The following is a 14,660-nucleotide window of genomic DNA, read 5'->3' as shown; positions in this document are numbered from 1 at the left end:
CCAATGTCTACAACATTTCCCGGAAAGCCTCGCCGTTGGATAGCCGCCGTGTGCGATCAGCCCCACGGGTCCTCAAAGTATCTTCTGCTGGATCGGTGAACTTCCGCAAGAGCAGAATCAAAGTCGGACAGGCCTACACCGGCGAACTTGTCAGGATTGTCGAGGGCCCCGAAAACGTCATCATCCACCAAGCCGGCACCTGACAAATCCTCCGTCAACTTGTTCTGGGCCCAGTCGGCACTTACCACGGCAGCGGCGCCAAACGCGGGCGGCCCCGTAAGACCCCCGTCGCCGGTTAGACTGTCAGCCATCTCCCGACAACACAGTGCCAGGGATGTCCCCGGACCACACACATCTGCCGTACCGAAACAGATTATGCAGCCGGACTCGAATTACGGTTTGACAATGGCTGCAACTTTCGGGGAGTGGACCAGTAACCAGGAACGACACCTTTTAGACAGCAACCGCGGAGACCTTGGTGGATTGGCGCAAGGAGAAGAAATGAACGGCTATACCTGCGGCGGGCCCGAGGGTCAGCGAAAGGATACAGCGGGCTTCCAATGACAAGGGAAGCACCAGTATCGCTATTGCTATGGCGGTCGCTGCGACCCATCCTGCGGAAAATGCCCGGTGGTATCCCATGGACAACGTCGCCGTTCCGGTCAGTGTGAGGACGGCCATGACTACGGAAGCAAGCGTCAGTAGCGCGAGTGTTATGCCGTTCACGCCGTAGCCCTTCCCAAAAAGCAACATCATGCTCGGCCCTATCAGATACGCCAGAATGGCTCCTACTCCACCGACTGCTAATAGGATAAGAACCGGCCGGCGGAGTGCCCGCCAGCCCTCGGAACCTGCCCTGACGACATGGGCGATGGCCACTCCTTGAAAGGCCTGCAACGGCACCATGATAGGCGCTCTGGTCATGGAAATGGCCAGGAGGAGAGGGGCCGACTGCTCGTAGACCGCCGAGGTAGTCGTTAGTTTCAGCAGCAGGGGGAAGGCAACAATCAGGGCGGCGGATGAGATTGAGGAAATTACCGCATGGAATGTCTGCCTCAGTAGCTTACCCAGTGGAACGTCTGCGCGCGTCTGGAGCGATCGACGGGCTGCCCGAGAGGTAACGAGTAGTAGAAGCCAGGCCGCCAAGGCACAGAAGCACGCGACCTCGAGGCCCAAGAGTCCCAGCGACCAAGCAGCCGCGGCACCCACGCACGCAAGCCGTAGGAAGGCATCCAAGATCAGAAGACGGCCAAAGACGGACCAACGTCCGCTTCCCTGGAGTGAACCGGCCAAAGCGCAGTGGCCGGAATAGAGGATCGCCGTGAGAATCAGGCCCAGCGAGATGATCTGTGAATTGTGCAAGAAATTGAACGTCGTTAGAAGGGGAGAGAGGACGGCTATCAGTGCCGCTACCATGCCGCCACTAATCAGTCCCGCGGTAATGAGCCTGGGGTGACGGGCTCCATTGTGGCCGCCTCGGGCCGAGACAGTGGACGCGGCCCGGGTTGACTCTGTTTGAATGCCGCCAAGGACGCCATGGACAAAGAAAAGTGCCGCCCAGAACGCAAGGAACTCCGAGTTGTCCTCTTTGGAGAGGGAATGACTGGCAATGAACAGGATGAGTATGCCCGACCCGGCTGAAATAGCGGATCCAATGGCCACTGCCGAGGCTGACCGTCCTCCAAAGGTTTGTCGAGGGTTCGTCGAGACGTTTTCTGATTCGGCCATACGATTAGCGTCATCTCCGGTTTCTGCGGCACAGTGGATGCAAGTCTCCAGAGTACCTTGTGACCGGCGCGAGGCTTCGAGACTGCCCATCCCTAGCCCCCGAACTGCGCCTAAAGTCCTGCCGCCATAGCCAGTTGCTTCATTTTTGCCTTACCCGTGGCTGCTTCCCACGATTTCGACGGCGGCGTCGCAGCAACCAACCTGAGAAGACGTGCGTCCTGGAGCGAAGCCACCACAAACTCCGTAGATTGGCTGAGTTTGTTTACTCCGAACTTCGTTGGGTGCTGAAGGCCCGCGAGATCTTCGGCGTTCATCAGAAGAGCATACGGATTCGCATCAACTGCTGCCTCTGGTGATGGATACGTCAGGATTTCGATGACAAGCCCGTTTGTAGTAACGAGGCTCTTGTCGAACGGATAAAGACAGAACTCGGTGATTGTCCCGTCTGCGGACCTTTCGGAACTCGATTGGGGCGGACCAAGAGAGGACGTGACGTCCCCAAGGACCCCCTTGATGGCATCCTGGCTCAGAAGTGAGCAAGCTTTTGAGTCGGACGTGGGGAAGACGTTCCGTCCGTCCCTCGCAATAGTGGGATCAGAGAGTGTGCTACTGCTGGGTGACGGCGCAGGGGAAGGGTTTTCGCCATCGCTCCCCGAGGAAGACCCGCCAGCAGAACATGACGAGGTCGCCGCAAGTACAAAGAGGGCGGCAAATGCAGCCGCCACACGCCTACCGGAAGACATCTGCACCCACGCCCATGATGAGGCGATCGCCGGGGGCTGCTGTGCGTAGGTAACGCACGATGTCACTTTCGCTCAATGAAATACATCCCCAGGTTGCAACCGGATTTGAGTGGAGGAAGATTGCGAAACCGGCGTTCATGGTGATCGGTGAGTCCGGTTCGCGGTTGTAGTTGATTACTGCGCCCTGCCTGTAGTCGCCCTGGCGGCGAGTGGCGTAATACCACATGTTTTCGTCGGGGAAGATGTCGGCACTGGACTCGAAGTACTTATTGTAGTTGCCGTTCAAACGGCCGCCCCAACGCGAATACGGGTTGAGAGCGATGTAGTTCAACGCTGTTCCGGGGTTGCCCACGCCGAAAGCATCGGTAATCGTGAAGGAACCAGTGGGGGAGAACTTGTTGATGGTGGGTCCGGTTGCCACGCCGGGACGGGCGAATCCGCTTTCTCCGTCAAATCCGCTCGTGCTCCATTCTGTGCGGTAGGCGCCGTTCTCCCCGACGCAGTTCACAAAATTGATGTGGGTAGACGGGTAGCTCTCGGCAATCGCGAAGGAAACGCGGGGCGTTCCCCCTGGGTACTTAGTGGTGCCGCGATTCAGTGACTCGCAGTAGCTCGTCGGGAACTGGGAATAGCTTATGCCCGCTTGCGGCGACCAGTTGACCTTGCCAAACTGGTAGTACTGAGTGCATTGCCCCCCGCCGCAGGTTTCAGCTGCCGTGGGAAAACCCAGTGAACCGCGATCGAAGTTCCGGGCTCCCCATTCTGCCCGGGTGGCTCCCCACGTGGGTTGGGCGCCGGTGGCAGGGCTCCAGATGATGGCGCCGCCCTGGTAGTCCTGGTAGCAGCCGCCGCGTGAGAGATTGCAGATTTCAGCGGAGGTGGGGTATCCCATGGGGCCGTCGACGAAGTTCAGTGTGGCCCAGCGCTCCCGGGTGGCTCCCCACGTGGGTTGGGCGCCGGTGGCAGGGCTCCAGATGATGGCGCCGCCCTGGTAGTCCTGGTAGCAGCCGCCGCGTGAGAGATTGCAGATTTCAGCGGAGGTGGGGTATCCCATGGGGCCGTCGACGAAGTTCAGTGTGGCCCAGCGCTCCCGGGTGGCTCCCCACGTGGGTTGGGCGCCGGTGGCAGGGCTCCAGATGATGGCGCCGCCCTGGTAGTCCTGGTAGCAGCCGCCGCGTGAGAGATTGCAGATTTCAGCGGAGGTGGGGTATCCCATGGGGCCGTCGACGAAGTTCAGTGTGGCCCAGCGCTCCCGGGTGGCTCCCCACGTGGGTTGGGCGCCGGTGGCAGGGCTCCAGATGATGGCGCCGCCCTGGTAGTCCTGGTAGCAGCCGCCGCCTGAGAGATTGCAGACTTCGGCGGATGTGGGGTATCCCAGCGACCCGTCAAACGACTTCAGGGCGACCCAGCGCTCTCCGGTGGCCCCCCAAATGGGTTGCGCGCCGGTCTCCGGGCTCCAGACGATGGCGCCGCCCTGGTATTCCTGAGTGCAGCCGTTGTGGGGCCGTCCGCAGATTTCGGCAGCCTTTGGATAACCCAGTTGGCCATCGATACGTTCGAGGGCAGCCCAACGAGAAAGTATTTCACCTCGTGCCGGCTGTGCGCCGGTGGATGAGGTCCAGGCAATGAAACCGTGGTCAAATTCCTGAAGGCAGCCGTCATCCCGCAATCCACACGAGGCTGGCGCCTTGGGCAACCCCATGATGCCGGTCTCCGCGCCCAGACTCGTCCATCGGTCGAGGATGGCCTGAGCTCCCTCTGATAGAGGTGCGGGCGGTGTAACAGTTGGCGGGACTGGCGCTTCCGGAGAGGCCGGCGGCGTGACTTCTACCTGCAGGCTAGGGGCTGGTGCCGGTGCCGGAAGCATCGGACTTTGAGTCGGGCTTGGTGTGGCCGATGGAACGAACATAGAGGTGTCCGTTGGGGTCGCTGTTGCCGGCGCCGAAACGGGACTAGGGACAGGCGCCGGCTCTGCGTGCGCCGGCGTAGTCAGGGCTGCGACGAAGATTAGAGTTCCCAGCGCAGCGCAAGTGGATAAGTAATGTTGTCGATGAATCTTCATTTGTCCCCCAAATTGAATTACAGTCTTGGCTCCAGCGACCAGACTAGTGGTTACTGTTGCTCTTGCGCGGCTGATACGCGGGCAATGTCGCGAGTCGAAAACCGGAGCGTACGGACCATACGAGCCCTGAAGAAATCATTTCCCTCCGCGTCCTCCCGATTGCAGGTTTAAGGACTCGCGGCTTAGCCGATGTATGCGCCTGTGGGTGTCCATGTGATTTTTCCGCCGGTGAATTGTTGGCTGCAGAGGTCTCCGGCTGGGGTGCAGGTTTGCGCTCCGGTGGGGTAGCCCAGCGGGCCGGTGAGGAAGCCGGTGCTGCCCCAGTGGTCCCGGATGGGGCCTGTGGTGCTTGGCTGGGCGCCAGTGGTGGGGGACCAGATGATCGCGCCGCCCTGGAAGTCCTGGTAGCAGCCGCCGGAGGGCTGGCCGCAAATGACGTCCGAGGTGGGGTAGGCGAGGGTGCCGGTGAGGGATCCGGTGGTGGTCCAGGCTGTGCGGACGGAGCCGGACAGGGGGTGGGCGCCGGTGGTCGGTGACCAGGCGATGGTGCCGGCCTGGTAGTTCTGGTAGCAGCCGCCGGAGGGTTGGCCGCAGACAATGTCACTCGTGGGGTAGCCCAGCGGGCCGTCGAGGAAGCCGGTGCGGCCCCAAGCTGCGCGGGTGGGGCCGGTGGTGGCATGGGCGCCGGTGGTGGGGGACCAGATGATCGCGCCGCCCTGGAAGTCCTGGTAGCAGCCGCCGTTGACGAGGCCGCAAATGACGTCCGAGGTGGGGTAGGCGAGGGTGCCGGTGAGGGATCCGGTGGTGGTCCAGGCTGTGCGGACGGAGCCGGACAGGGGGTGGGCGCCGGTGGTCGGTGACCAGGCGATGGTGCCGGCCTGGTAGTTCTGGTAGCAGCCGCCGGAGGGTTGGCCGCAGACAATGTCACTCGTGGGGTAGCCCAGCGGGCCGTCGAGGAAGCCGGTGCGGCCCCAAGCTGCGCGGGTGGGGCCGGTGGTGGCATGGGCGCCGGTGGTGGGGGACCAGATGATCGCGCCGCCCTGGAAGTCCTGGTAGCAGCCGCCGTTGACCAGGCCGCAGACAATGTCACTCTTCGGGTAGCCCAGCGGGCCGTCGAGGAAACCGGTGCCTGCCCACGCCGCCCGCGTCGGCCCGGTGGTGGCGTGCGCGCCGGTGGTAGGGGACCAGATGATCGCGCCGCCCTGGTAGTCCTGGTAGCAGCCGCCGTTGACCAGGCCGCAGACAATGTCACTCGTGGGGTAGGCGAGGGTGCCGGTGAGGAAGCCGGATCCCGCCCATGCCGTGCGGGTCGGTCCCGTCGAGGGGTGGGCGCCGGTGGTCGGGGACCAGATGATCGCCCCGCCCTGGTAGTCCTGGTAGCAGCCGCCGGCGGGCTGGCCGCAGATAACGTCTGATGTCGGGTAGCCCAGCGGGCCGTCGAGGAAGCCGGTCCGGGCCCAGGCCGCACGGGTCGGCCCGGTGGTGGCGTGGGCGCCGGTGGCTGGACTCCAGATGATCGCCCCGCCTTCGTAGTCCTGATAGCAGCCGCCCTGCGCCATCCCACAGGTTACGTCGCCGGTTGGGTAGCGGAGGGGGCCGTCGAGGAATCCGGACTTGGCCCAGGCCGTTCGGGTGGTGCCAGTGGAGGCATGGGCGCCGGTGGTCGGGGACCAGATGATCGCGCCACCCTGGTAATTCTGGTAGCAGCCACCGGCGGGCTGGCCGCAGGTCTCGGCAGAAGTGGGGTAGCCCATCGGGCCGTCGACGAAGTTAAGCGCGCCCCAGCGTGCCCGGATTGCTCCCGTCGTGGGTTGGGCTCCGGTGGCTGGACTCCAGATGATCGCCCCGCCTTGGTAATCCTGGTAGCAGCCTCCTCCCCGCAAGCCGCAGACGACTCCTGACGCCGTGCTGCCGAGGGACGCCGTTGCCGAGGCCACCGCGGCCATCGCTCGGCTAGCGACAGCGGCGATTGACTCAATGGTCACGCCGGCGGCCGAATCGGAGATCCAGTCGATGGACACACGCGTCCCCGCGTGCGTCGTGAACGTCTGGCCGGCCTGCCACGCGTGATTCTGGCCGTAGGAGCTTGAAAAAGGCTTGGTGCTCGGCATCAGAATAATGGAACTGGCGGCGGTGGATCCGCCATTCTGGACGATGTTTACCCCTCGGTTACCGCCGATGGCAGTGGCAGTATCGTATCCCACGGGTAGCCGAAGTTCGAGGTAGTAGGCCTCTCCACTCATGGGGTCGGTGAATTTGACGGCCCGCTTGGAGGCAGTTCCAGCCCAGGCCGTAAGTGTGAAGCTCTTGCTGTCGACGATCTTGCCAGCATCGAGAATTTCGTCTCCCCTGCCAAAACCGCCATACTGCCACAGGCTCGAGCTGATCGTCGGCTGACTCCGTTGCGAGACACCCATTAAGTCCATCGTGTTGCCGTATTCCCGGATCGTGCAGCTTGAGTCCGCGAAAGAGCCGCCGGGAGTGCTTGCAACATCCGAGGCCCCGCTCAGGCATTGCAGGCTGTCCGAGTGCATTAGGCCCAAGACATGTCCGAACTCGTGCGTAAGGACACTGTCTGTGAGGCTTCCGGGGAGAGGCATGAGCACTCGGCCGCTGATTCCGGAGGTACTCCATCCTGCACCGTAGGCATTTGAGGACAGAGTAGGCGTCGCGATGAAAACGACTAACGCGGTGTAGGGGTTCGTGACCCAGTTGAGTTCTCGGGTGACAGTATCCATGATCTGGCTGTAGGACTGGTTCGAGGTGGCGGCTGTCTTCACTCCAGTGCGGGTGCTGGCGACAGAAAGTGACAAACGGTTGTTTGACATGGTCTTCCAGTAGCGGCTCGCTGCGTCGACTGCTGCGTTGGCCGCCGGGAGCGAAATTGCGGCTGTTTCGGTCGGCGATTTATCGGCCAGCTGCACGGTCACGAGAGACACTCTGATATCGCCCGCTCGTGCCGGAGAATACGATTCGGTAGATATACCGGTTGCAGGCGTGCGGCCTTTGGCTCCCGGCGCCGGAGGCTTTTCGAAGGTGTGGTCAGTCGTGGGCGCCTCGTCGGTCTGCTCGAGGACCGAACGGGTCGGTGCGGTCTGTTCGACGGCGGGCTGGGCTGGCGCGGTCGGAGGGACTGAAAGCGCCGGCGATGGTGTCGACTCACTGCTGACCGCTGGATGCTGAACGACAGCTGAAGGCCGTGCCGCCTGAGCCGGTGCCAGGGAGGCACTCGTGATAGTCGCCGCTGACAGCAGTACGGCAGAAAAGACAGTTGTCATCAACCGAATGGGATTCATAGTTTCCTTCATTCAACGCGCCGCCTCGGGCGCGGCTGCGAGCTGCCCGGGGAGAGACCGGGAAGTCAAAACACTTTACGGACCGGGCTGTGGTCGACCGGGGGAGCGCACCAGAAGCTGCGGAATACCTTGGATTGCGGCCAAATACCGTGCCAAAGGTGGGGATTTGGTGGGGCTTTGGTGGGGCTATCCAGGGGATGGATGGCGGGATGAGGGCGGGATGAGGGCGTTGGGCGGCATGAGACGGACCGGGCAGGGCGGCTCTGGCCGCGGCTTAGCCGATGTATGCGCCTGTGGGTGTCCATGTGATTTTTCCGCCGGTGAATTGTTGGCTGCAGAGGTCTCCGGCTGGGGTGCAGGTTTGCGCTCCGGTGGGGTAGCCCAGCGGGCCGGTGAGGAAGCCGGTGCTGCCCCAGTGGTCCCGGATGGGGCCTGTGGTGCTTGGCTGGGCGCCAGTGGTGGGGGACCAGATGATCGCGCCGCCCTGGAAGTCCTGGTAGCAGCCGCCGGAGGGCTGGCCGCAAATGACGTCCGAGGTGGGGTAGGCGAGGGTGCCGGTGAGGGATCCGGTGGTGGTCCAGGCTGTGCGGACGGAGCCGGACAGGGGGTGGGCGCCGGTGGTCGGTGACCAGGCGATGGTGCCGGCCTGGTAGTTCTGGTAGCAGCCGCCGGAGGGTTGGCCGCAGACAATGTCACTCGTGGGGTAGCCCAGCGGGCCGTCGAGGAAGCCGGTGCGGCCCCAAGCTGCGCGGGTGGGGCCGGTGGTGGCATGGGCGCCGGTGGTGGGGGACCAGATGATCGCGCCGCCCTGGAAGTCCTGGTAGCAGCCGCCGTTGACGAGGCCGCAAATGACGTCCGAGGTGGGGTAGGCGAGGGTGCCGGTGAGGGATCCGGTGGTGGTCCAGGCTGTGCGGACGGAGCCGGACAGGGGGTGGGCGCCGGTGGTCGGTGACCAGGCGATGGTGCCGGCCTGGTAGTTCTGGTAGCAGCCGCCGGAGGGTTGGCCGCAGACAATGTCACTCGTGGGGTAGCCCAGCGGGCCGTCGAGGAAGCCGGTGCGGCCCCAAGCTGCGCGGGTGGGGCCGGTGGTGGCATGGGCGCCGGTGGTGGGGGACCAGATGATCGCGCCGCCCTGGAAGTCCTGGTAGCAGCCGCCGTTGACGAGGCCGCAAATGACGTCCGAGGTGGGGTAGGCGAGGGTGCCGGTGAGGGATCCGGTGGTGGTCCAGGCTGTGCGGACGGAGCCGGACAGGGGGTGGGCGCCGGTGGTCGGTGACCAGGCGATGGTGCCGGCCTGGTAGTTCTGGTAGCAGCCGCCGGAGGGTTGGCCGCAGACAATGTCACTCGTGGGGTAGCCCAGCGGGCCGTCGAGGAAGCCGGTGCGGCCCCAAGCTGCGCGGGTGGGGCCGGTGGTGGCATGGGCGCCGGTGGTGGGGGACCAGATGATCGCGCCGCCCTGGAAGTCCTGGTAGCAGCCGCCGTTGACGAGGCCGCAAATGACGTCCGAGGTGGGGTAGGCGAGGGTGCCGGTGAGGGATCCGGTGGTGGTCCAGGCTGTGCGGACGGAGCCGGACAGGGGGTGGGCGCCGGTGGTCGGTGACCAGGCGATGGTGCCGGCCTGGTAGTTCTGGTAGCAGCCGCCGGAGGGTTGGCCGCAGACAATGTCACTCGTGGGGTAGCCCAGCGGGCCGTCGAGGAAGCCGGTGCGGCCCCAAGCTGCGCGGGTGGGGCCGGTGGTGGCATGGGCGCCGGTGGTGGGGGACCAGATGATCGCGCCGCCCTGGAAGTCCTGGTAGCAGCCGCCGTTGACCAGGCCGCAGACAATGTCACTCTTCGGGTAGCCCAGCGGGCCGTCGAGGAAACCGGTGCCTGCCCACGCCGCCCGCGTCGGCCCGGTGGTGGCGTGCGCGCCGGTGGTAGGGGACCAGATGATCGCGCCGCCCTGGTAGTCCTGGTAGCAGCCGCCGTTGACCAGGCCGCAGACAATGTCACTCGTGGGGTAGGCGAGGGTGCCGGTGAGGAAGCCGGATCCCGCCCATGCCGTGCGGGTCGGTCCCGTCGAGGGGTGGGCGCCGGTGGTCGGGGACCAGATGATCGCCCCGCCCTGGTAGTCCTGGTAGCAGCCGCCGGCGGGCTGGCCGCAGATAACGTCTGATGTCGGGTAGCCCAGCGGGCCGTCGAGGAAGCCGGTCCGGGCCCAGGCCGCACGGACGTCCCCTGACGATGCGTGTGCCCCGGTGGCTGGACTCCAGATGATCGCCCCGCCCGTGTACTCCTGATAGCACCCGCCCTGGGGTTGGCCGCACACAATTCCCGAAGTCGGCGTTCCGGGCGAGGCTGCCGACGACCCCACCGCTGCAATCGCCTGGATTGCCGAGCCAGAGACTCCATTTGCGGCGAATGCACGTAGATCCCCTTCGGTGCCGTTCCAGACGTTGGAGTCGCCGGCGTAGGGACCGGTGCTGCTGTACTGCCAGATGCTGTAAGTGCCCCAGCTTGCGGACGGAACCGGCCCCGCGTTATTTGTGAAGGAGCCCGGGTATGCGGCGACCCACAGGGGGTAGTCCCCGAAGCCCGGCGGGTTCCCTAAGCACTGGTTCCACCAGGAGGTATTTGTGTATATAACGGGAAGCCTGCCAGTCAGTGACTGCATCGTGTTCCCGAAGTCGCGCACCCAGGACGCCAGCTGCCCGGGCGACATGCCATAGCACGTGTCACCAAAGTAGAAACCGCTGATGGTCCTGCCAGCGTAGGGATTGAACTCAAAGTCCAGAACAGGCGGAAGCGTGGATCCGTCAGCGCTCCAGCCGCCGCCGTTCTGGACGAAGTAGCGGGCTTGGTCCGCACCGGAGGACCAGTTCGGAATAGCGAAGTGGTAGGCCCCGCGGATCATGCCAACGCTACGGGAACCCTGGTACTGGGAACCGAAAGTCTCGCTGGCGTAATAGTTGCCTTCGCTGGCTTTGACGTAGGCAAAGCGAGCGCCCATATTCCATTGCTGTTGCCAGTTAATGCTTGGCTGATGGCCGCTGACGTCCAGTCCCTGGACACCGAAAGTGGGGGTCCACGTGCCTTCAGTGCTGAGGGCTTCAGTGGTCAGCGATTTGCTGCCGGCAGAGTGCGATCCGACGCGTGCCGAGCTCTGCCCCATCTCGGCACCGCCGGGACCGATGGCCGCGGCTAAGGCTGCCTTACTGGTAGGCGAGGAGGGGTCTGTCGTTCCTGCCGTGGTGGGCGGAGCCGCCGGACTGGGCGCGGGTGCCAGAGTTGCGGTGGAAGGTGTTGCGGTTGGGGCCGTTGTTACCGGCGTGGGGCTTGCAGCGGGCGAAACTGCTGAGGTAGGCGCCGGTGTCGCGGTGACGCTCGGTGTCGGTTCAACGGCTCCGGCGGGAACAGCCAGTCCCGGTCCGGCGACGAGGCAGAGGGCCAGTAGGGTGGCTCCGACCCGGCTGCCCAGGTGACTGGTAGGGGGAAGTAGGGTCCGCTTCATTTTTCGCTCCGGAACAACGACACGATTGCGGCCGTGTCACGCTGGTCACGCGCCCGAAGCTCAGCACGTAAAGGCTGCCGGGCGGTGAGAATGTCTGACTTGTCGGGCTCACCCTATCTGGGGAAAGTAGTGAAACCAGAGTTTCTTGTGTTACCAATGTGAAAATTGTTGTAAAACTGCGGGTAGTTTTCCACATCCGCCGCACCGGACTCTTGTTCCGAAGCGCGGGGAGCCCTAGTTTTAACCCAATTGCAGCGCCCCCGGAGCAGGGCGAATAGGCAAACTGGGGGCCATTGTGGAGGCTGTTCGCATTGTCGAGGACGAAGTCCGCGAGCTGATTCGCCGCCGCGGACTGGACCCCATGCGGCAGGCCGGTGAGGTCCGACGCCTGGTCGAGGCCGCCGTCCTGGATTACGACGAGCGCGCATTGCTGGCCCCGCTCCCGCCCATCGGCCCGCTTGAATCGGCCCGGAGGTTTGTCTTCGACGCCGTGGCCGGTTTTGGGGCACTGCAACCCCTGCTCGACGATCCCGCCATTGAGGAGGTCTGGCTAAATGCGCCCAACGAGATCTACGTCGCCCGCAACGGTGAATCCGAGCTCACCTCGGTCTCGCTCACGGACCAGCAGGTACGGGACCTTGTGGAACGGATGCTGAAGAGCTCCGGGCGACGGCTCGACATGTCCTCTCCGTTCGTGGATGCAGCGCTGCCCGACGGTTCCCGCCTGCACGTCGTCATTCCTGACGTGACCAGAAAGCATTGGGCCATTAACATCCGCAAGTTCGTTGTAAAAGCCAGTCGGCTTGAGCACCTGGTGGAGTTGGGCACCGTGACGCCCCAGGCCGCCCGGTTCCTCGGTGCGGCCGTGGCAAGCGGACTGAATATCCTGGTCTCCGGCGCCACCCAGGCGGGTAAGACCACCATGCTGAATTGTTTGGCCGCGAGCATCGGTACCCGCGAGCGCGTTATTACTGTCGAGGAGATCTTTGAGCTGCAGTTTCCGCTGCGGGACGTTGTGGGGCTGCAGTGCCGGCAACCCAACCTGGAAGGCGAAGGTGAAATCCCCATGCGCCGGCTGGTCAAGGAGGCACTGCGCATGCGCCCCGACCGCCTGGTGGTGGGCGAGGTGCGGGAGGCCGAGAGCCTGGACATGCTCATTGCCTTGAACTCCGGCCTTCCCGGCATGTGCACCGTCCACGCCAACTCCGCCCACGATGCCGTCACCAAGATCTGCACGCTGCCCTTGCTTGCAGGCGAGAACATCTCGAGCGCCTTCGTGGTGCCTACGGTCGCATCCTGCATCGACCTCGTGGTCCACTGCGCCCGGAACGCCAGCGGACGCCGCGAAGTTACGGAGATCCTGTCGTTGGGCCGGCGTGTGGAGAACGGCATTATCGAATCCTCCATGGTCTTTGCCCTCGCTGACGGCCAGTTGCAGCCCAGTGCCAATTCGATGCCGGCAGCGGAGAAGTTTGCCCGGGCAGGGTACGACGTCGCAGCCCTGCTGGAGCCGCGCTGATGGCTGCACTGATCGGCATGGTGGCGGGCGCCGGATTCCTGCTGATCTGGTGGTCCGCCTGGGAACAGCCCAAGCCAGCCAGCCCCGCACGGCGCAGCAGCCGGCTGGAGGATCTTCTGCGCACCGCCGGAATCGAGAAGGTCAGTGGCTCGGGCCTGGCGGCGACGTGCCTGGGTGTCGGTGGGTTCACAATGTTTGTTTTCTTCGCGGTGACCCGGTCATGGCCCATCGCGGGCTGTTTTGGCCTTTTTGGTGGCTGGCTGCCAATGGCCATCGTTTCGTGGCGCGCACGGAAGCGGACCGCCGTGCTGCGACAGTTGTGGCCCGACGTCGTTGACCACCTTCGCTCGGCGATTAGGGCCGGCCTGTCGTTGCCGGAGGCTTTGATCCAGCTGGGCGAAAAGGGGCCCGAGGAGCTCCGGCAGGTGTTCCGTGACTTTGGCTCCGACTACCGTGCCGGCGGGCAGTTCGGCCCCTCCCTGACCCGGCTGAAGGACCGTCTGGCGGACCCCGTCGCCGATCGGATTATCGAAGCGCTCCGTCTGACGAAGGAGGTGGGGGGCTCCGATCTGGGTCGGCTGTTGGGAACCCTGGCGGAATTCCTCCGGGAGAATGCCCGCACCAGAAGCGAACTGGAGGCCAGACAGTCCTGGACCGTCAACGCAGCACGGCTTGCGGTCGCCGCCCCCTGGCTTGTCCTGGTGCTGATGGCCAGCCGCCCCGAAGCGGTAGCTGCCTACAACACTGCCCTCGGTGCCGCTGTACTGCTCGGCGGACTGGCAGTTTCCCTGGTCTCCTATGCCGCCATGCTCCGCATCGGTGCCCTCCCTGCGGACGAGCGGGTCCTTCGATGACCGGCCTGATGGCGGCAGCTGTTGTCTGCGGAGTCGTCCTGGGCATTGGCCTCTGGCTGTTGCTTGTCCGGCTGCCGTTTATGCGGCCGACAACGTTCGTGGAACGCATCAGCCCGCAGCTGAAGGCCCACAATCTGGAATCCCGGCTGCTGCGCACGGCGCCGGGGAACATCACACCGTTAGGGCCGCTGGAAAGAATTCTGCGCCCGGTCATCGGCGACGCCGTGAGGTCGCTGGGGCGGTTGAATCCGGTTTCCTTGACGTTGAACCGCCGTCTGTCCAGGGCAGGGAGTGCCGCGTCGCCAGCCGATTTCCGGGCAGAACAACTTCTCTGGGGAGCCGGCGGCTTTGCGGCCGCAGTCGGCGCCGTCGTGCTGTTCGGTGCGGCCGGGCGTTTCAGCCCGCTGGTCGCCGCTGTGCTGGTCCTCGGCAGCGCCGCCGGAGGGTTTCTGTTGCGGGACTATCTGCTGGGCGTCCGGATCAAAAAGCGCGAAGCGCGGATGATGGCGGAGTTCCCCAGCATCGCCGAACTGATGGCGCTGGCTGTCAGCGCCGGCGAGAGTGCCACAGGGGCACTGGACAGAGTGTGCCGCAGCGCCCGAGGCGAGCTCTCCCAAGAATTCGCCCTGGTCCTCGCCGAGACCCGGGCGGGGAAGCCGCTCGTGGACGCCCTGCAGGAGTTCTCCGCTCGGACCGAACTCGGCCCTCTTCTCCGTTTTGTGGACGGGCTGATCGTGGCGGTCGAACGGGGAACCCCCCTGGCTGAAGTGCTGCGGGCCCAGGCGCAGGACGTCCGGGATACCGCCAAACGCGAGCTCATGGTGTCGGCCGGAAAGAAGGAAATCGGAATGATGGTGCCGGTCGTGTTTGGCGTCTTGCCGCTGACGGTCGTATTCGCCGTGTTTCCCGGACTCGCCGCCATCAGCATGGGCCTCTAACCGCAGCAAAGGAAAACACCGAAATCAACC

General features: G+C 64.4%; 8 protein-coding genes. 3 read left to right on the top strand and 5 right to left on the bottom strand.

Translation table 11 applies throughout. From position 1 onward, the window contains the following. Positions 1-453 precede the first annotated feature (453 nt). From QI450_RS11040 to QI450_RS11010, 5 genes are all read right to left on the bottom strand, one after another. Positions 454-1,728 (bottom strand): hypothetical protein, encoded by a 1,275-nt coding sequence (locus QI450_RS11040; RefSeq protein ID WP_226774297.1) that lies wholly within the window; start codon positions 1,726-1,728, stop codon positions 454-456. 110 nt (positions 1,729-1,838) lie between these two features. Then, positions 1,839-2,042: a hypothetical protein gene (locus QI450_RS11035; protein WP_226774298.1), complete on the bottom strand. Its 204-nt coding sequence runs from the start codon at positions 2,040-2,042 to the stop codon at positions 1,839-1,841. A 415-nt stretch (positions 2,043-2,457) separates the two neighbouring features. Then, positions 2,458-4,173 (bottom strand): L,D-transpeptidase family protein, encoded by a 1,716-nt coding sequence (locus QI450_RS11030; RefSeq protein WP_282468009.1) that lies wholly within the window; start codon positions 4,171-4,173, stop codon positions 2,458-2,460. A gap of 542 nt (positions 4,174-4,715) precedes the next feature. Then, positions 4,716-7,463 (bottom strand): M43 family zinc metalloprotease, encoded by a 2,748-nt coding sequence (locus tag QI450_RS11025; protein WP_282468008.1) that lies wholly within the window; start codon positions 7,461-7,463, stop codon positions 4,716-4,718. 640 nt (positions 7,464-8,103) lie between these two features. Then, a complete protein-coding gene (locus tag QI450_RS11010) occupies positions 8,104-10,980 on the bottom strand; it encodes a GH25 family lysozyme (protein WP_348994514.1) in 2,877 nt (958 codons plus the stop codon). A gap of 634 nt (positions 10,981-11,614) precedes the next feature. On the opposite strand from QI450_RS11010, the gene QI450_RS11005 reads away from it, so the two are divergent. The 3 genes from QI450_RS11005 to QI450_RS10995 are packed head-to-tail and all read left to right on the top strand — an operon-like array spanning position 11,615 to position 14,630. After that, positions 11,615-12,838 carry an ATPase, T2SS/T4P/T4SS family gene (locus QI450_RS11005; RefSeq protein ID WP_226774391.1) on the top strand — a complete coding sequence of 408 codons (1,224 nt, stop codon included), beginning with the start codon at positions 11,615-11,617 and terminating at the stop codon, positions 12,836-12,838. Beyond that, positions 12,838-13,692 carry a type II secretion system F family protein gene (locus tag QI450_RS11000; protein ID WP_226774392.1) on the top strand — a complete coding sequence of 285 codons (855 nt, stop codon included), beginning with the start codon at positions 12,838-12,840 and terminating at the stop codon, positions 13,690-13,692. The genes QI450_RS11005 and QI450_RS11000 overlap by 1 nt, the downstream gene beginning before the upstream one ends. Continuing rightward, positions 13,689-14,630 (top strand): type II secretion system F family protein, encoded by a 942-nt coding sequence (locus QI450_RS10995; protein ID WP_226774393.1) that lies wholly within the window; start codon positions 13,689-13,691, stop codon positions 14,628-14,630. The genes QI450_RS11000 and QI450_RS10995 overlap by 4 nt, the downstream gene beginning before the upstream one ends. Positions 14,631-14,660: the final 30 nt, after the last annotated feature.

Origin of the sequence: Arthrobacter sp. EM1, from assembly GCF_029964055.1 — a bacterium.
Taxonomy (GTDB): Bacteria; Actinomycetota; Actinomycetes; order Actinomycetales; family Micrococcaceae; genus Arthrobacter.
The sequence above is the reverse complement of the archived record's forward strand: the minus strand, read 5'-3'. Positions and strand labels throughout refer to the sequence as shown.